Origin of the sequence: Brachybacterium phenoliresistens (assembly GCF_000576425.1) — a bacterium.
GTDB classification, from domain to species: Bacteria; Actinomycetota; Actinomycetes; order Actinomycetales; family Dermabacteraceae; genus Brachybacterium; species Brachybacterium phenoliresistens.
This window is the reverse complement of record NZ_KK069989.1, coordinates 269,474-287,413: the sequence shown is the minus strand read 5'-3', so window position 1 is coordinate 287,413 and position 17,940 is coordinate 269,474. Positions and strand designations below refer to the sequence as shown.

Annotated in this window: 16 protein-coding genes; 11 read left to right on the top strand and 5 right to left on the bottom strand. The window is 74.6% G+C overall.

All coding sequences use genetic code 11. The features are described 5' to 3' along the window. Positions 1–3 precede the first annotated feature (3 nt). The 3 genes from BF93_RS04410 to BF93_RS04400 are packed head-to-tail and all read right to left on the bottom strand — an operon-like array spanning position 4 to position 4,054. Positions 4–1,710 (bottom strand): alpha-amylase family glycosyl hydrolase, encoded by a 1,707-nt coding sequence (locus tag BF93_RS04410; RefSeq protein ID WP_084148251.1) that lies wholly within the window; start codon positions 1,708–1,710, stop codon positions 4–6. Further along, positions 1,707–2,867, bottom strand: coding sequence for a TIGR03885 family FMN-dependent LLM class oxidoreductase (locus tag BF93_RS04405; RefSeq protein WP_156954034.1), 1,161 nt, complete (start codon positions 2,865–2,867; stop codon positions 1,707–1,709). The genes BF93_RS04410 and BF93_RS04405 overlap by 4 nt, the downstream gene beginning before the upstream one ends. Continuing rightward, complete coding sequence (locus BF93_RS04400) at positions 2,864–4,054, bottom strand: alcohol dehydrogenase catalytic domain-containing protein (protein WP_038370830.1); 1,191 nt, start codon at positions 4,052–4,054, stop codon at positions 2,864–2,866. Before BF93_RS04400 ends, BF93_RS04405 begins: the two co-directional genes overlap by 4 nt. A 128-nt stretch (positions 4,055–4,182) precedes the next feature. Between BF93_RS04400 and BF93_RS04395 the strand changes: the two genes are divergently transcribed. Further along, positions 4,183–5,310, top strand: coding sequence for a hypothetical protein (locus BF93_RS04395; protein WP_051486508.1), 1,128 nt, complete (start codon positions 4,183–4,185; stop codon positions 5,308–5,310). A 47-nt stretch (positions 5,311–5,357) separates the two neighbouring features. On the opposite strand, the gene BF93_RS04390 is transcribed toward BF93_RS04395, so the two are convergent. After that, on the bottom strand, positions 5,358–5,690 hold the full coding sequence (locus BF93_RS04390) for a GlsB/YeaQ/YmgE family stress response membrane protein (protein WP_198025341.1): 333 nt from the start codon (positions 5,688–5,690) through the stop codon (positions 5,358–5,360). A 517-nt stretch (positions 5,691–6,207) separates the two neighbouring features. On the opposite strand from BF93_RS04390, the gene BF93_RS04385 reads away from it, so the two are divergent. Beyond that, complete coding sequence (locus BF93_RS04385) at positions 6,208–7,119, top strand: SDR family oxidoreductase (protein WP_038370829.1); 912 nt, start codon at positions 6,208–6,210, stop codon at positions 7,117–7,119. Positions 7,120–7,198: 79 nt separating this feature from the next. Continuing rightward, on the top strand, positions 7,199–9,430 hold the full coding sequence (locus BF93_RS04380; protein WP_051486507.1) for a catalase: 2,232 nt from the start codon (positions 7,199–7,201) through the stop codon (positions 9,428–9,430). A gap of 334 nt (positions 9,431–9,764) precedes the next feature. On the opposite strand, the gene BF93_RS04370 is transcribed toward BF93_RS04380, so the two are convergent. Then, positions 9,765–10,241 (bottom strand): hypothetical protein, encoded by a 477-nt coding sequence (locus tag BF93_RS04370; protein WP_051486506.1) that lies wholly within the window; start codon positions 10,239–10,241, stop codon positions 9,765–9,767. Between the two features lie 284 nt (positions 10,242–10,525). Here BF93_RS04370 and BF93_RS04365 point away from each other — a divergent pair, with 284 nt between their 5' ends. The 8 genes from BF93_RS04365 to BF93_RS04330 all read left to right on the top strand — a co-directional run bounded on the left by BF93_RS04365 (position 10,526) and on the right by BF93_RS04330 (position 17,939). Then, positions 10,526–11,767, top strand: coding sequence for a benzoate/H(+) symporter BenE family transporter (locus BF93_RS04365; protein ID WP_084148250.1), 1,242 nt, complete (start codon positions 10,526–10,528; stop codon positions 11,765–11,767). A 116-nt stretch (positions 11,768–11,883) separates the two neighbouring features. After that, positions 11,884–12,327: a hypothetical protein gene (locus tag BF93_RS19510; protein WP_156954033.1), complete on the top strand. Its 444-nt coding sequence runs from the start codon at positions 11,884–11,886 to the stop codon at positions 12,325–12,327. After that, positions 12,324–12,914, top strand: a complete 591-nt coding sequence (locus BF93_RS04355; RefSeq protein ID WP_038370828.1) for a hypothetical protein — start codon at positions 12,324–12,326, stop codon at positions 12,912–12,914. The genes BF93_RS19510 and BF93_RS04355 overlap by 4 nt, the downstream gene beginning before the upstream one ends. A 113-nt stretch (positions 12,915–13,027) precedes the next feature. Next, positions 13,028–13,999, top strand: coding sequence for an ABC transporter substrate-binding protein (locus BF93_RS04350; protein WP_038370827.1), 972 nt, complete (start codon positions 13,028–13,030; stop codon positions 13,997–13,999). Continuing rightward, entirely contained in the window at positions 13,996–15,006 is a 1,011-nt protein-coding gene (locus BF93_RS04345; protein WP_198025340.1) for an iron chelate uptake ABC transporter family permease subunit, read from the top strand. The genes BF93_RS04350 and BF93_RS04345 overlap by 4 nt, the downstream gene beginning before the upstream one ends. After that, complete coding sequence (locus BF93_RS04340; RefSeq protein ID WP_232226188.1) at positions 15,003–16,151, top strand: FecCD family ABC transporter permease; 1,149 nt, start codon at positions 15,003–15,005, stop codon at positions 16,149–16,151. Before BF93_RS04345 ends, BF93_RS04340 begins: the two co-directional genes overlap by 4 nt. Beyond that, a complete protein-coding gene (locus BF93_RS04335) occupies positions 16,144–17,037 on the top strand; it encodes an ABC transporter ATP-binding protein (RefSeq protein WP_084148248.1) in 894 nt (297 codons plus the stop codon). The genes BF93_RS04340 and BF93_RS04335 overlap by 8 nt, the downstream gene beginning before the upstream one ends. Continuing rightward, on the top strand, positions 17,034–17,939 hold the full coding sequence (locus BF93_RS04330) for a siderophore-interacting protein (protein WP_051486505.1): 906 nt from the start codon (positions 17,034–17,036) through the stop codon (positions 17,937–17,939). Before BF93_RS04335 ends, BF93_RS04330 begins: the two co-directional genes overlap by 4 nt. The last annotated feature ends 1 nt before the right edge of the window (position 17,940 follow it).

Sequence of the window (17,940 nt, the reverse complement as noted above, 5' to 3'; positions counted from 1 at the left end):
GGGTCACGGCGCGGGGTCGAGGTCCGCGGCCCGCAGCCAGCGATGGCCGTAGGCCTCCAGCGCGAGGGTGATCTGCCCGCCGTCGGCGCTGAGGCCCTCCGTGGGGGCCAGCAGGTCCTCGAAGCAGGCGTCCTCGCCGACGATCTCCCCGACGGGAACCCGCACCGTGCACGGCTGCGCGGAGAGGTTGTGCACGGCGAGGAAGGCGGCGCCCGCGGAGACGGAGGCGTGGGCGAGCACGGAGGCGGGCGAGACGTCCAGCACCCTCAGCTCGCCCCAGGCGATCTCCGGGGTGGAGCGGTACTGCGCGATGAGCCGGCGGATGTACGACAGCAGGGACTCGGGGTCCCGCAGCTGGTCGCGCACGTTGACCCGGTCGGGGCCCAGCTCCCCGCCGGTCGGGGGCGTGGGCAGCTCCTCGCGCGGCGCCCCGGAGAAGCCGCCGGTGGGGCCGGCCTCCCACTGCATGGGGGTGCGCATGCCGCCGCGGTCGTCGGTGTCCTCCGGCTCGCCCATCCCGATCTCCTCGCCGAAGTAGAGCACCGGGGCTCCGGGCAGGGAGAACAGGAGGCTGTAGGCCAGGCGCAGGCGGCGGGGGTCGTTCTCGAGCATCGGCGCCAGGCGCCGCACGATGCCGCGGTCGAAGACGCGCCGGCGCGGATCCGGGGCGAACGCCTCGAAGACCTCCTGCATCGGCCCCTCCCCGAGCAGCTCGAGCGTCAGCTCGTCGTGGTTGCGCAGGAACATCGCCCAGCCCTGGGCGGCGTCCACCACGGGGCGCTCGGCCAGGACGCGGGCCAGCGGGGCGGCGTCCTCGCGAGCCATCGCCAGGAACACCATCTGGGCGGTGAGGAAGTCGAGCTGGAGGTCCAGCTCGACCCCGCCGTCCCCGAAGTACTCCAGCTGCTCCTGGTGGGGCAGCCCCACCTCGCCCAGCAGCGCCGCCTCCCCGCAGCGCCGCCGCACGAAGCGGTGCATCTCGCGCAGGAAGGCGTGGGGGTCCTGTCCGTCCGGGGCGCCGGGCTCCTCGACGAGGAAGGGCACCGCGTCGATGCGGAAGCCGTCCACGCCCAGCTGCAGCCAGAACCCGAGGATCCGGGCGATCTCCTCGCGCACCCGCGGTTCGGCCAGGTTGAGGTCGGGCTGGTGGCGGTAGAAGTTGTGCAGGTAGTACTGCTCGGTGGCGCGGTCGTACTCCCAGATCCCGTCCTCCTGGCCGGGGAACACGCTGTTGCCCGGGTCCTCGGGAACCTCGTCGCGCCACACGTAGTAGTCGCGGAAGGGGCTCTCGCGGCTGCTGCGGGCGGAGAGGAACCACGGGTGCTGGTCGGAGGTGTGGTTGATGACCAGGTCGATGATGACGCGCAGCCCGCGGTCGTGGGCGACGCGCAGTAGCTCGACGAACCGTCCCAGGTCCCCCAGCCGCTCGTCCACCCCGAGGTGATCGGTGACGTCGTAGCCGTCGTCGAGGTCCTCGGTGCGCTGGAACGGCATCAGCCACAGGCACGTCACCCCGAGGGATGCGAGGTACTCGATGCGGTCGGCGAGGCCGTCGATGTCGCCCACCCCGTCGCCGTCGGAGTCCTGGAAGGTCTCGATGTCCAGGCAGTAGATGACGGCGGTGCGCCACCACAGGTCGCTGCGGTCGGCCGGTCGGGTGGAGCGCCGCTCCCCGGTTCCGCCGGTGCCGCGGCTCCTGCCCGGGCTCATCCGTGCTCCTGCGGAGGCCGGCCGGGCTCCGGCGGCGCCGCGGCGGCGTGCAGCCGTTCGCGCAGCGCGCCCAGCAGCTCCGGCGCCTGGTCGAGGAAGGGGTCCTGGTCGAGGCCGACGTGGTGGATGTGCACCTGGTCGAAGCCGCGCGCCGCCTCGGCGATCCGGTCGGCCAGCAGCCGGGGCGAGGAGGAGATGGCGACGGCGCCGCGCATCGCCTCGGGCCGGGGATCGGAGCGGGCGTCGAAGTGCTCGGGGTGCTCGAGGTCCCACATCTGCTCGGCGGAGACGGTGGCCTGGCGCCACTGCTCCTGCGCGATGCGCAGGGCCTCGTCGTCGGTGCGGGCGAGGCTCACGTGGATCTGGAGCATCGCCTCGCCGCGGCCGCCCCGGCCGCGGTACGCCTCGAGCACGGCCGCCGTCTGCTGCGGGTCGCTGCCGACGGTGATCAGGCCCTCGGCCCAGCCGGCCGCCCAGGCGGCGGTCTGCTCGCTCACCGCGGCGGCGATCACCGGCGGCGGCTGCGCGGGACGGCTCCAGATCCGGGCCTCGTGCACGCGCACGGGCTCATCGGCGCTGACCGTCTCTCCCGCGAGCAGGGCGCGGATGATCTGCACGCTGGAGCGCAGGCGCTGGCGACGCTCCTCGTGGCTGGGCCAGGCATCGCCGGTGACGTGCTCGTTGAGGGCCTCGCCGCTGCCGTAGGCCGCCCAGAAGCGGCCGGGGAACATGCGCGAGAGGGTGGCGACGGCCTGCGCCGTGACGACGGGATGGTAGCGCTGGCCGGGGGCGGTGACGACCCCGAACGGGAGGGTGGTCGCGGCGAGCGCGGCGCCCAGCCAGCTCCAGGCGTGGCCGGCATGGCCCTGCGCCACGCCCCACGGGGCCAGGTGGTCCGAGCTCAGGACGGCGTCGAAGCCGGCGGCCTCGGCGCGCTGCACCAGACGCAGCAGCTCCTCCGGCGGGGTCTGCTCGTGGGAGGCGTGGTAGCCGATCCTCCGGCGAGGCCTGCCGCCGGGGCGGGGGCTCGCCCCGTGGGGGACGGCGCCGGTCACGGGGATCGTGCCCGTGCGGGTGCCGGGCTCCTCGAGCTTGGCGGGCACGCCGCCCTTGGGCACGTGCCAGCAGTCGCGGCCGCGGGCCGGGGCGCCGTTCATGCCGCGCTCCCGGCGGGATCCAGCACGATCTTCACGCAGCCGTCGTGCTTGCGCTGGAACATGTCGTAGGCGGCGGGGGCCTCCTCGAGCGGCAGCCGATGGGTCACCAGGTCGTCCAGGCCGAGCGGGTCGGCGGGGTCCTCCACCAGCGGCATCAGCGTGTCGGTCCAGGCGCGCACGTTGGCCTGCCCCATGCGCAGCTGGATCTGCTTGTCGAACATCCGCAGCAGCGGCATCGGGCTGGCGGCCCCGCCGTAGACCCCGCTGAGGGACACGGTCCCGCCGCGGCGCACCAGGTCCAGGGCGGTGTGCAGGGCGGCCAGGCGGTCCACGCCGGCCTTCTCCAGGGCGGCCCGGCCCAGGGCGTCGGGCAGCAGGCCCACCGCCCGATGGGCCGCGTGCGCGGCCGGGCTGCCGTGGGCCTCCATGCCCACGGCGTCGACGACGGCGTCGGGGCCGCGGCCGGCGGTTTCCTCCCGGATCGCCGCGACGGAGTCCTCCCCCGGGGCGAAGGTCTCGATGCCGTGGCGGGCGGCCATCTCGCGGCGGGCGGGCACGGGGTCGATCGCCATCACGCGCGCCCCCTGCAGGGCGCCGATGCGGGCGGCGAGCTGGCCGACGGGCCCCAGGCCGAGCACGGCGAGGGTGCCGCCCTCGGGGACGTCGGCGTAGCGCACGCCCTGCCAGGCGGTGGGCAGGATGTCGCTGAGGAAGAGGTAGCGGTGGTCGGGCAGCTCCTCGCCGACGGGCATCAGGCCGTGGTCGGCGTGCGGCACCCGCAGCAGCTCGGCCTGGGCGCCGGGCACCTGCCCGTACAGGCGCGAGTAGCCCAGCAGCGCGGCGCCGGTGCCGTGCTCGGTGACCTGGGTGGTCTCGCACTGGGAGTCCAGTCCGCGGCGGCAGAAGAAGCATCGGCCGCAGGAGATGGTGAAGGGGACGACGACCCGGTCGCCGGGGGCGACGTGCGTGATGGCGCTGCCGACCTCCTCGACCACCCCCATGGCCTCGTGCCCCAGCACGTCGCCGGCGTCCAGGAACGGGCCCAGCACCTCGTACAGGTGCAGGTCGGATCCGCAGATGGCGGTCGAGGTGATGCGGATGATCGCGTCGTCGGGACGCTCGATGCGGGGGTCGGGGACGTCCTCGACGCGGACGCGGCGGGTCCCCTGCCAGGTCAGTGCTCTCATGGTGGTCCTCCTTCGGTGTCGACGGGGTTCCTTCCGAACGGTCAGGGATTCCCTCCGGCCCCGCGACGGGGGCCTAGCATGCGCGGAGGGCAGCAGCCGCGTGCGAACCATCCCCAGGGAGCGAGAACATGTCCGACGAGACCTCCGGCGGCATCACGATCCTCGTGGTCACCGATCCCGGCCTTCCGCTGCGCCGCATGCTCGCGATCCGCGAGGACCTGGAGCGGCGTCTGGCGGAGCGGGTCGACGGCCCGGCGACGGTGCACGTGCGCTCCGAGCTGATCGAGACCCGCACCGACGGCTCGCTGCGCCTGGCCTCCGCGGCGCGGCTGCGCCGCGAGCACGACGGGGCTGAGATCACCCTGGTGCTCACGGAGATGCCGCGGCACGCGCAGGGGCGACTGCTGGTGGCCGAGGCGTTCCCCGAGCATCGGCTCGCGGCGCTGTTCTGGCCGACCCTGTGGAGCCTGTCCCCTCGGCGTCGGATCCTGGACATCATGGTCGAGAGCGTCGAGCACCTGGGCGAGGGCCTGATCCCCGCGCGGGGTCGGATGCCGACCCGCCGGTCGACCTCCCCGGGAGCGCCGGTCTGGGAACGGGACGCCGCGCGCGGGGTGATCGCACTGCGGGCCCGTCCCGTCATCGGCCAGGTGCGCACGGTGCTGGGGATGGTGGTGACCAACGCGCCGTGGGCGACGGTCCGCAAGCTCTCCAGCGCGCTGGCGGCGGCCTCGGCCGCGGGCGCCTTCGGCATCTTCTACAGCTCGATCTGGCAGATGTCGGCGGCGCTGTCCACGCCGCGGCTGCTGCTGATCGGGCTGCTGGCCATGACGCTGATGGTCGGCTGGCTGGTGGTGGGCAACCGCCTCTGGGACCGACCGGTCCACGAGGACGGCGGCGGGCCGGCGGCCCTGTACAACGTCTCCACGCTGCTGACGCTGTTCCTGTGCGTCCTCGCGCTGTACGTGGCCCTGGTGGTGCTGATCCTCCTGGCGGGGCTGGTGGTGATCGCCCCCTCGTTCATGGCGCAGGTCCTCGGCGAGCCGGCCACCTTCTCGCACTACATGGGCGTGGCCTGGCTCAGCGCGGCCCTCGGCGTCGTCGCCGGCGGGCTGGGGGCGAGCTTCGACTCCGAGACCGACCTGCGCCAGCTCACGCATGCCAGCCGGGAGCGGCAGCGGGAGCGCTCGGAGGACGGCCCGGACGATCGGGCCGAGCGGGAGGATCGGGACGAGCGGGAGGATGCCGCGGGCTGAGCCCGCGCGGGGGTCGCCGGTCACGGGGGCCCCGCGGCCGGCGCCGCTCATGGGCGCTCCTGCCCCTGCACGCGCGCCTCGGCCTCGGTCGCCGGGTCCCGACGCTCGCGCTCGGGGCCGATGCGCAGGAAGCGCCACCCGAAGGCGAGGACCGCGGCGGCGAGGATGGCGACGGGCAGGGAGGCCCACGACCACGGGTCCGTGACGAGGGAGCCGAGGGTGCCGCCGGTGGCCAGGCGGAAGATGAGCCCGCCCGCCACGGCGCCGAGCACCCCCAGGCCGATGGTGCTCACCCAGCCGCCGCGGGAGCGGCGGGGCAGGATGTTCTTGGCGATGGCTCCGATGAAGATGCCGGTGATGATCCACGCGACGATGACCATGTGCTGCCTCCTGTTCTGCACAGGGCGGGCGGCCCTGTGGACGGCGCGGTGCTCGGCGCGGAGGGGGCGGCGGCCGGTGGGCCGCGGATGCCCCGAGCCGCATCGGCTCCTCGGGCGATCCCCTCCTTCCTAGCATGCGCCGCCCCGTTCCGCGAGGGTCCGCGGCCCGAGCCCGCGACCTCCATCGGCGCAGAGGACCTGCAGGTCGCAGCCACGCGCGGCCGACGGCGCACGATCTTCCGACCGCTCGGTCGAGGTTCGCGCCCCTCGACCGATCGGTCGAGCCCGACCCTTCCCCAGGGCGCCGATGTGTGCTTACGGTGAGGTCATCGCAGGGTCGGCGGAGACACCGGGACCGACCGCCGGAGCCCCGCGACGCACCGCCGTCCGGGCCCCCGGGCCGGCCGTGCGGAAGCACCGTTCAGGACGCCCGCCGGCGGCACGATCGCCGCGGCGGCAGCGTCGAGAACCATCGGCCGGGACCCCCGCGCCGAGAACCATCGAAGGAGCGAGAAGGATGAACACCTCCGCACAGTCCACCGACCAGCTCACCTTCTGCGACCCCGTCACCCGATTCCCGGAGATCACCCCGCCGAAGCAGGATCAGCCCGAGCCCGGCCTGGACGCCGAGCTGATCCCCGGCACCGACCGCGGCGAGGACAGCTACCGCGGCACCGGCCGTCTCGAGGGCCGCCGGGCCCTGATCACGGGCGCCGACTCCGGCATCGGGGCGGCCGTCGCGATCGCCTTCGCCCGCGAGGGCGCCGATGTCGCGCTGAACTACCTCCCCGCCGAGGAGGAGGACGCCCAGCACGTGGCCGGCGTGATCCGCGAGGCGGGCCGCACCGCCGTGCTCATCCCGGCGGACCTCATCGACGCCGAGGCCTGCCGCGAGGTCGTCTCCCGCGCCGTCGAGGGGCTCGGCGGCCTGGACGCCCTGGTCAACAACGCCGGCAAGCAGATCGCGGTCGAGAAGTTCGAGGACCTCACCGACGAGCAGTGGACGCAGACCTACACCGTGAACATCACGGCGATGGCCCGCATCGTCCGCGAGGCGCTGCCGCACCTGCCGGCGGGCTCGACCATCGTGAACACCACCTCGATCCAGGCGTACTCGCCCTCCCCGCACCTGGTCGACTACGCGTCCACGAAGGCGGCGATCAACAACTTCAGCAAGGGCCTGGCCCAGCAGCTCGCGCCCCGCGGGATCCGCGTGAACGCCGTCGCCCCCGGGCCGATCTGGACGCCGCTGCAGGTCTCCGACGGCCAGCCCAAGGACGCCCTGCCCGAGTTCGGGAAGTCCACGCCCCTGGGGCGCGCCGGGCAGCCCACCGAGCTCGCCCCGGCGTTCGTGTTCCTCACCTCGCCGGAGTCCAGCTACGTCCTCGGCGAGACCCTCGCCGTGACCGGCGGCAACCCCACCCCCTGATCGACCGTCCCGATCACCCCTCCACGGCGGCCGTCGCGCGCACTGCGCGGCGGCCTCCGTGCCTCCGGAAGGACACCCCATGGCCGACGACGCCCACGACTCCTCCTCCCCGACCCCTCGTGACGCCGCGCCGCCCGCCGCGGCGCAGCCCGACCAGGCGCAGCCTGCGGGCTACCGCGTCCCGCCCCTTTCCCAGGAGGGACGGACCCTCACCACCTCGCAGGGCCTGCGCCTGCGCGACACCGACCACAGCCTGCGCGCCGGCGCCCGCGGCCCCTCCCTGCTGCAGGACCATCACCTGCGCGAGAAGATCACCCACTTCGACCACGAGCGGATCCCGGAGCGGGTGGTGCATGCGCGCGGCGCCGCGGCCCACGGCCATTTCGAGAGCTACGGCACCGCCGCCTCGCGGACGGTGGCGGACTTCCTCGCCCCGGGGCGGGTGACCGAGGTCTTCACGCGCTTCTCGACGGTGGTCGGCTCGCGCGGCTCGGCGGACACCGTCCGCGACACCCGAGGCTTCGCGACCCGCTTCTACACCCGCGAGGGCAACTACGACCTGGTCGCGAACAACATCCCCGTGTTCTTCATCCAGGACGGCATCAAGTTCCCCGACATCATCCATGCCGCCAAGCCCCACCCCGACCGGGAGATCCCGCAGGCCCAGAGCGCCCATGACACCTTCTGGGACTTCGTCTCCCTGCACACGGAGGCACAGCACCACGCGATCTGGCAGATGTCCGACCGGGCCGTCCCCCGCTCGTACCGGATGATGGAGGGCTTCGGCATCCACACCTTCCGCCTGACCGACGCCGAGGGCGGGACCTGCCTGGTCAAGCTGCACTGGAAGCCGCTGCTCGGCGTCCATTCCCTGACCTGGGAGGAGGCGCAGATGCTCGGCGGGGCCGATCCGGACTTCCACCGCCGGGACCTGGCCGACGCCATCGACGCCGGCCACTTCCCGCGCTGGGAGCTGGGGATGCAGGTCCTCCCCGACAGCGCCGAGGAGATGTTCGAGGGGATCGATCTGCTGGATCCCACGAAGCTGATCCCGGAGGAGCTCGCGCCCGTGCAGCCGGTGGGCCTGCTGACGCTGGACCGCAACCCCACCAACTACTTCGCCGAGACGGAGCAGGTCGCCTTCCATCCCGGGAACCTGGCGCCGGGGATCGACGTCACCGACGACCCGCTGCTGCAGGCACGGCTGTTCTCGTACATCGACACGCAGATCACGAGGCTGGGCGGGCCCAACTTCTCGCAGCTGCCGATCAACCGCCCCCATGCGCCGGTGGACGACATGCTGCGCGACGGCTTCGGCCAGCAAGCGGTCCACGAGGGCATCGCCCCGTACTCCCCGAACAGCCTGGACGGCGGATGCCCGATGACCGCCGGCGCCGACCCGTCCGCCTTCCTGGACGTGCCGGCGCCCGTGGCCGGGTCGGTCCGCGAGCGCCGGGCGCCCGCCTCCTTCGAGGACCACTTCAGCCAGGCGCGCCTGTTCTGGCGATCGCTGACCGCGCTCGAGCGGGACCACGTCGTGGCGGCCTATTCCTTCGAGCTGGGACGCTGCCGCGAGGTGGCGGTGCGCGAGCGCCAGGTGCAGTGCCTGGCGCGCATCGACGCCGAGCTGTGCCGCCGGGTCGCCGCGGCGCTCGGGCTGCCGGCCCCGGAGGCCGAGGAGCCGCCCGCCGAGGACATGCCGCCCAGCGCTGCGCTCTCGCAGCTCGGGGGCCGATGGCCGGTCGACGGCCGGGTGGTCGGGGTGGTCGTGGATCCCGATGTGCTGCCGCGCGACCTGGAGGCGACGCTCGCGGAGCTGGAGACGGCCCGGCTGCGCCCGCTGATCATCGCCCCGCAGGGCGGCGAGGTGGTCGGGCGCCCGGTGGATCGCACCTTCGCCACGGCCCAGACCTTCGAGCTGGACGGGATCCTCCTGGCCGGAGCGCCCGCGGCGGCGGTCGATGCCCGCCCGACAGTCGACGCCCGGGCCGGGACGCCGGTGACGGGCGCCGCGGCCGTGGTCGACGGCGCCGGTCGTGCGGTGGCCAGCGCGGTCGATCCGCGGGTCATCGCCCTGGTGCAGGGGTGCTGGCGCCATGCGAAGCCGATCGCCGCCTGGCAGGACGGCGAGCAGGTGGTCGAGGACAGCGGCGTCGCCGGGCGCCTGGCAGGGCTGGACCCGAGCGGGGCCGGCAGCGGCGCGGCGGCCGGCGTGGTCATCGCCGCGGACGGCCTGGCCGCCGCCGAGGCCCTGCGGGACCTGCTCGCCGAGCATCGCGTCTGGACCCGGTTCGAGCCGGCCGCGAGCTGATCCCGGGAGGGCCCGGGAGTGCCCGTGAGGGCCTGTGAGGGCCCGTGGAGGGAAGGACAGGGCCCGCGCGCCCCGGATCTCCGGGGGGCCGGGCCCTGTCCTTCCCGGGAATTCTGGGCGGGCACGCAGATCCTTGTCAGGAAAGAATCTTCATTTCTTCTCCCGCGGCACACGGGTATTTCTTCTCGACGCGTCCGGCCAGATTATCTGGCCGGTCGTCCATCGGTCATGTCTTTCATCGCCAACCGGCGCCCCACACACGCCCACGCACAGCGACAGCGGGCGCAGGCGCCGTGCGCCTGCGCCCGCTGTCGGACGGAAGAGGGGGAAGGGGTCAGCCGCCGCTGTGGCTGTTGCGGCCGCCCTCACGCTTGGCCTCGGTGGACTGGGCGTCGGCACCCGCCCGGCCGGCCTGGCTCGGGTCGGCGGAGTTCTCGTCGCCGAAGCTGCCCGAGGAGGCTCGACCTCCCTGCTGACCGGCCTCGCTGGGATCGGCCGCGTTCTGGGAGCCGAAGCTGCCCGAGGACGCTCGACCACCCTCCTGACCAGCCTCGCTGGGGTCGGCCGCATTCTGGGAGCCGAAGCTGCCCGAGGACGCCCGGCCACCCTGCTGACCGGCCTCGCTGGGGTCGGCCGCGTTCTGCGAGCCGAAGCTGCCCGAGGACTCCTGGCCGCCTTCGTGGCCCGCAGCGCGGGGATCCGCGCCGTTCTCCGAGCCGAAGCTGCCGGTCGAGGCCTGGCCGCCCCTGCTCGCCTGCTGCTCGGTGTCCTCGCGGTTGCCGAACTGTCCGGGGTTGTTGGTGTCTGCCATGGAGATCAGATCCTCTCATCGAGTCGGTCGATCTTTCCCTGGAGCAGATGCTCCACCTCGAGACTAAGCACGACCCTCCGGGCCGCACAACCCCCATGGCGACCCCGCAATCGGCATTCTCCGTTATCCATCCGTGACCAGCGATGATCATTTTTCGACCACATGGTCGTCCCCGCGGTCCCGGCGCACCTCGACCGCACGGTCGGGCGGTCGGGGCGAGGCGGGGCGGGGCCACGCATCGGACCGCCGCGCCGCACCGCGACCCCGATGCCTACCGTGGGGCCATGCCCGCCGAGTCCCGCCCCGCTCCCCCGCCCGTCGTCCCGGAGACGTCCTCCGGCGGGGCTCCGGGGCCGGCCGGGTCGCTGCTGCAGCCCGTCACCGCGGGCCTCGTCTCCGCGCTGGTGGCGTTCACCAGCTCCTTCGTGGTCGTGCTCAGCGGCCTCGAGGGCGTCGGCGCGAGCCCCGCGCAGGCGGCGAGCGGGCTGGTGGCCGTGAGCGTCCTGATGGGGCTGGGGTCGATCGTCCTGTCGTTGCGCACGCGCCTGCCGATCACCGTCGCGTGGTCGACGCCGGGAGCCGCGCTGCTGGCGACCACGGGCGCGATCACCGGGGGCTGGAGCGCCGCCGTCGGCGCGTTCCTCGTGGTCGGGGCGCTGATCATGCTCACGGGGATGGTCCCGCAGCTGAGCCGTCTGATCTCCCGCATCCCCACCTCCATCGCCCAGGCGATGCTCGCCGGGGTGCTGCTGCAGCTGTGCCTGGGCCCGGTCACCGGCCTGATGGAGAATCCGCTCGGGGTCGCGCCGGTCGTGGTGGTGTGGGCGCTGGCCTCCCGCTTCGCCCCGCGCTGGGCCGCACCGCTGGCGTTCCTCACCGCGACCGCCGTCATCGTGGTCTCGATGGCGTCCTCGGGCACCGGCCTGTCCCCATCGGCGCTCGTGCCGCGGCTCGAGCTCACGGCGCCCACCCTGTCCCTCGGCGCCCTCGTGGGCATCGCGCTGCCGCTGTACCTGGTCACGATGGCCTCGCAGAACGTCCCGGGGGTCGCGGTGATGAAGGGCCTGGGCTACGAGGTGCCGTGGCGCGCCTCGATGCTGGTCACCGGCGCCGGCAGCCTCCTCGGCGCCCCGGCGGGCGGTCACGGCATCAACCTCGCCGCGATCAGCGCCGCCCTGGCGGCCGGCCCCGAGGCCGGTCCTGATCGCGACCGCCGCTGGATCGCCTCCCTCACCGCGGGCATCGCCATGGTCGTGCTGGGCCTCGCGGCGACGGCCGCCGCGCAGCTCATCGCGGTCGCTCCGGCGGGGGTGATCGCCGCGGTCGCGGGACTGGCGCTGATCGGCACCTTCGCCTCGGCGCTGCGCGGCGCCCTCGCCGATGCCTCCGAGCAGCTGCCCGCCGCCGCGACCTTCATCGTCGCGGCCTCCGGCATCGCCGCGTTCGGCGTCAGCGCCGCGTTCTGGGCGCTGCTGAGCGGCCTCGCCCTGCACGGCATCCTGCGGCGGCGCACGCCCCGCCCCTGAGCCGCCTGCGCGCCGCACCGGCGTGGCCGGGCGGCGCGCCCCGCTCCCCCGTGCGGGGGAGCCGATTCCCCCGCCCCGGGGAAGAGCACCGGCCCGGCGCACCGCAGGCTCGAGGCATGACCTCCTCACGCACCATCCCCAGCTCCTCGCCCTCGACCGCCGCCTCCCGGCCGCCCGCCGACGCGCTGACCGTCGCAGCGGCCGTGTCCCTGCTGATCATCTGCATCCTGCACACCGTGGTCTTCGCGATCCATCCCTGGTGGAGCGCCTGGCTCGCCGGCCCCTTCCGTACGGGACCGATGCCGGCCGAGGCGATGATCCCGTTCTGGGGACTGCCCGGCGGATTCGTCGTGCCCGGGGTGCTGTTCGCGCTGCTCGTGCTCGAGGTGGGGCGGCGCGGCGGCACCGTGCCCGGGTACGTCGGCGCGGTGCTCGGGATCTGGGCCCTGCTGTGCATCTGGATGGTGGGTCCGAGCGGATTCGTGATGGTCCTGGTCCCCTCGACCCTGCTGCTCCTGGCACGTCGGCGAGCGCGCCGAGCCGTTCGGGACGCGGCATGACCGCCGCGGCGGAGCGGCCGGGTCCCGGCATCGTGCCGGCGCCGGGACGGGCGGTCCGCGCGGCGGCGGTGCTCGGGGCGCTGGGCCTGCTCGCCTTCGCGGCGGTGAACGTCTCCTTCGAGGCCGGGGATCGCTTCGCGACCGGCTCGACGGCCGCCTATGCCGACGGGCTCTCCGTGATGAACTGGCTGGTCGTCGCACTGAAGCTGCTGGGGGCCGCCGTCCTGCTGCTGTCGCTGCGCACTCCCTCCCGCGCCGGCGGATCGGCCCTGACGACCCTGCTGCTCTGGGGCGCGTTCGCGGTCTTCTCGCTCTACGCGCTCGGGTCGATCGGGGAGGCGATCGCCATGCTGCTCGGCTGGGCCGGCGGGCCGGGGCGAATCGATGCGGCCGGCATCGGGTACGTCCTGGCCATGACGGCCTTCGCGGGAGCCTTCGGGGCGACCGCGGTCTCCTGCTCCCATCGCACCGGCTGGCGCCGCGTGCCGATCGCCCTCGGGGTCCTCGGCGCACCGGTGCTGCTGGCCGGGATCCTCGTGCTCGCCCCGGCGCTGCTCGTCGCCCTCGGGGTGATGCCGGCGCTGTGATCAGGATCCGGACCGCACGCATCACATCGCCACGGTTGGTTAGCCTTACCTAAGCCCAGTGGCTCTGTCGTGCCCGGGCCCTGCCGACCGACCCCTCACCGAGAGGCCTCGCCGTGACCGTCCGTCCCCTCCGCGTGCCCCGCCGCACCGCCGTCCTCGGCTCCGCCACGGCGCTGGCCGCCGCCCTGATGACCGCCTGCTCCTCCGGCTCCGCCGAGACCGAGGCCGCAGCCGGCGGCGGCGCGGCGAGCGACGCCGGCGGAGCCGCGGGCGCCACCCGGTCCGTCGTCCACGCCCGCGGGACCACCGCGGTCCCCGAGGATCCCCAGCGTGTGGTCGTCCTCGAGCCGCTCGAGCTGGACACGGCCGTGGGCCTCGGCGTGACGCCGGTGGGCGCCGCGGTCGCCGGCAACATCACGACCCTGCCGGAGTACCTGGGCGTCACCGGCGTCGCGCCCGTGGGGACCGTGCCCGAGCCGGACCTGGAGGCCATCGCCGCCCTCGCACCCGACCTGGTGCTGGGCACCGAGACCCGCCACGCGAAGCTCTACGACCAGCTCGCCTCGATCGCCCCCACCGTCTTCATCGCCGACCACGCCGCGCCGTGGCGGGAGAACATGGGCCTCATCGCCGAGGCGCTCGGCAGGTCCGAGGAGGCGGCCGATCTGCTGGAGGCCGTGGACGCCCGCAGCGAGGAGATCGCCGCCGAGCACGCGCCGTCCGGCACCACCGTGAACATGGTGCGCCCGCGCGACGAGACCACCCTCTCCCTCTACGGCCCGACCTCCTTCGCCGGCAGCCTGCTGGCGAGCGTGGGGCTGAGCATCCCCGAGCGCGAATGGGCCGACGCCATCCAGAGCGACATCTCCCCCGAGAACATCCTCGAGGCGCAGGCCGACCTCGTCCTGGTGACGACGACCGACGTCGAGGACCCCACCACCATCCCCGCCGCGATCGCCCAGAACGCCGAGGCCTTCCCCGACGTCCGCCTGGTCGACACGAGCTACTGGGTCTCCGGCGTCGGTCCGGTGGGCGCCCAGAGGGTGCTGGACGACATCGAGGCGATCCTCGCCGACCGCTCGTGATCCCCCGGCACCGACGGCCCCTCGGCGCCGCGGCGCTGCTGCTGGGCGTGCTGATCGCCGTCGCCCTGTCCCTCGCGCTGGGCGCGAATCCGCTCCCCCTCGCCCTGATGTGGGACACGCTGCAGGGCGGCGGGACGGCGGAGTCGCAGTTCGTCCTCGGCACCCGCGGCCCGCGGACCCTCGCCGGGATCCTCGCGGGGGCGTGCCTGGGCGTGGCCGGCGCCCTGATGCAGGCCTTCACCCGCAACCCGTTGGCCGATCCCGGGATCCTCGGCGTCAACGCCGGCGCGGCGTTCGCGGTGGCCCTCGGCGTCGCGCTGCTGGGGCTGGACCACGTCTCCGCCATGGTCTGGCCGGCCTTCGGCGGCGCCCTCGCGGTGACCGTCGCGGTCTACCTCATCGGCTCCTCCGGTCGCGGGGCCGCGGATCCCGTGCGGCTCACCCTGGCGGGCGTCGCGCTGGGCGCCGTGCTCTCCGGGGTCACCACGGGCCTGACGCTCTCGAACCCGGAGGCCTTCGACGCGATGCGCGGCTGGCACGCCGGCTCCCTGCTGGGGCGGGGCGGGGAGGTGCTGCTGGGCGTGCTGCCGTTCGCGCTGATCGGCCTGATCGTCGCCGCGCTGCTGGCGCCGGGGCTGAACGCGATCGCCCTCGGGGAGGACGTCGCCCGGGCCCAGGGCGCCGACGTCCGGCTGATCCGCCTCGGCGTGGTCGTCGCGGTGACCCTGCTGGCCGGCTCCGCGACCGCGATCGCCGGCCCGATCTCCTTCATCGGCCTGATGGTCCCCCACGCCGCCCGCTGGGTGTTCGGGACGGACCAGCGGGTGATCCTGCCGGTCTCCGCGGTGCTCGCGCCGCTGATCGTCCTCGTCTCGGACGTGCTCGGGCGGCTGCTCATCGCCCCGGCGGAGGTGCCGGTCGGCATCGTCACGGCCTTCGTCGGCGCGCCGGTGCTGGTGCTGCTGGCCCGGCGCCGCCGCGCCCGCGGGCTGGGGGCCCTCCGGTGAGCGCCGGCCCGGACCTGGCCCGGCGCCCGCTGCGCCGCGCGGAAGGACGGCTGCCCCTGCGCCGCGGGCCGATCTCGCTGGTGCTGCGCCCGCGCGCCCTGATCGTGGCGGGCATCCTGCTCGCCGTGATCTGCCTGCTGACCGTGGTCGCCCTGGGGTCGGGCACCTACCGCCTCGCCCCCGCCGAGGTGCTCGAGGTGCTGCGCGGCGGCGGGCGGCCGATGGACCGCACCGTCGTGCTCCAGTGGCGCCTCCCGCGCGCCGTCGCGGCCGTCGCCCTGGGGGCCCTGCTGGGGATCTCCGGCGGCCTGTTCCAGACCGTCACCCGCAACCCCCTGGCGAGCCCGGACATCCTGGGCCTGGCCAACGGGGCCTTCACCGGCATGCTGCTCACCCTGGTGCTGGTCTCCTCCTCCTGGCCGCTGCTGAGCGCCGGAGCGGTCCTCGGCGGGGCGGCGACGGCCCTGCTCATCTGGGCCCTGGCCCGCACCGGCGGGGTGCAGGGGTTCCGGCTGATCGTGGTGGGCATCGGCGTCTCCGCGATGCTGGCCTCGCTGAACACGTGGATGCTGCTGCAGATCGAGCTGGAGACCGCCATGTTCGCGGCGGCCTGGGGCGCCGGGACCCTCAACGGCCTCACCGCGCCCCCGGTGATCGGCGCCGTCCTCTGCGCCGTCCCGCTGCTGGCGGTCCTGGCGGTGCTCGGCCCCTCGCTGCGCCAGCTGGACCTGGGCGATGACATGGCCGCCGCCTCCGGGGTGCGTCCGGCGCGGGTGCGCAGCGCGGCGCTGCTCATCGCCGTCGCCCTGGTCTCCCTCGCGACGGCCGTGATCGGCCCCGTCTCGTTCATCGCCCTGGCCGCCCCGCAGATCGCCCGGCGCCTGGCCCGCGCGCCGCACCTCTCCCCGATGCTGTCCGGGCTGACCGGCGCCGCGCTGCTGCTCCTGTCCGATCTGGTGGCCGAGCATCTGCTGCCGCTGCTGGCGCGCACGCGCGAGGCCGTGGCCGCCGCGCTGCCCGCCCTGGCCGCGCACCTGCCCGCCGGCCCCGCTCCCGTCCCGCTGCCGGCCGGTGTGGTCACCGTGTCCGTCGGCGGGCTGTACCTCGTGCTGACCCTCATCCAGGAGATCCGTCGCCGTGCCTGACCGCCTTGCTCCCCCGGCCTCCGCCGCCTCCCGGCTCTCCGCCGAGGGCATCGCCCTGACCTACGACCGCACCGAGGTCATCTCCGAACTCTCGGTGCACATCCCCGACGGCGGCTTCACGGTGATCATCGGCCCCAACGCCTGCGGGAAGTCGACCCTGCTGCGCGGCCTGTCCCGCCTGCTGGCCCCCGCACGCGGGCAGGTCGTGCTCGACGGCCGGTCCATCTCCCGCTACCCGGCGAAGGAGGTCGCGCGCCGCCTGGGACTGCTGCCGCAGAGCGCCATCGCCCCCGAGGGCATCACGGTCGCGGACCTCGTCGCCCGCGGCCGATACCCGTACCAGCACCTGGTGCGGCAGTGGTCCCCGCAGGACGAGCGGGCGGTCGCCCGCGCCCTGGAGGACACCGCCACCACCGAGCTCGCGGAGCGGCAGGTCGACGAGCTCTCCGGCGGGCAGCGCCAGCGGGTGTGGGTGGCGATGGTGCTGGCCCAGCAGACCGATCTGCTGCTGCTGGACGAGCCGACCACCTACCTCGACGTCGCGCACCAGATCGAGCTCATGGAGCTGTTCTCCGACCTGCACGCGGCCGGACGCACCGTCGTGGCGGTGCTGCACGACCTGAACCAGGCCGCCCGCTACGCCACCCACGTGATCGCCATGCGCGAGGGGCGCATCCTCGCCGAGGGCCCTCCGCGCGAGGTCATCACCAGTGCCCGGGTCGAGGCGGTGTTCGGCCTGCCCAACGTGGTGATCGCCGATCCCGTCACCGGCGGGCCGCTGGTGGTGCCCCGAGGCGGCCGCGCCCCGAGCACAGCGCCCCCTGACGCCGTCCACGGCGAGGTCCCCGCGGCTCCCGTCCCCTCGGCCGCCGGGGAGGGCCGATGAGCCCGCGCGCTGTGCCGGCCCGCCCCGGACCGCCGGCATCGGATGCGGAGGCGGAGCGCCCCTGGGAGTACAGCGCCTTCCCCGTGACGGTGGCGCGGGCCGAGGCGGTGAGCCCGGCCTGGATGCGGATCACCGTCACCGGCGAGGCGCTGCAGCACTTCGCCCCGTGGGGCCTGGACCAGCGGATCAAGCTGGTGCTCCCCCTCCCCGGCGGCGGCATCGCCGACTTCGGCCTGCTCGAGGAGCCCACGCCCCACCCCTCGCACTGGTACACCCGGTGGAAGCAGCTGCCCGAGGGCGATCGCAACGTGCTGCGCACCTACACCCCGGCCGCGATCCGCCCGCAGGCGCGGGAGCTCGACATCGACGTGCTGCTGCACGACCCGCCCGGCCCCGCATCGCGCTGGGCGAGGTCGGCGCGGCCCGGGGACGACCTCGTCATCACCGGCCCCGATGCCCGCGCCGGCTGGACCGGGTACGGGCTCCACTGGAAGCCGGAGCGCCCGGTGCAGCGGGCCCTGCTCATCGGCGACGAGACCGCGTTCCCCGCGATCCGCGGCATCCTGGCCTCCCTGCCGCGGGGAGCGCGGGCCGATGTGCTGCTCGAGCTCTCCGACCTCCGCGACGATCTGGTGAGCCCGTCGGCCCCGGCCGGAGCCCGGATCCGCCGAGCGCTGCGCGACGGCGCCGGTCCCGGCCGCCGCCTCGAGGAGCTGGTGCGGGAGTGGACGGCGGAGCACGGGGACGGTCCCGCCCAGGATCCCGGGCTGTCCGTGTGGATCGCCGGCGAGACGGGCGCGGTCGCCCGGATCCGCGCCCACCTCACCCAGGACGCGGGCATCCCGAAGGCACAGGTCGCGTTCCTCGGCTACTGGCGCATCGGCGGGGCACTGGTCGGCTGAG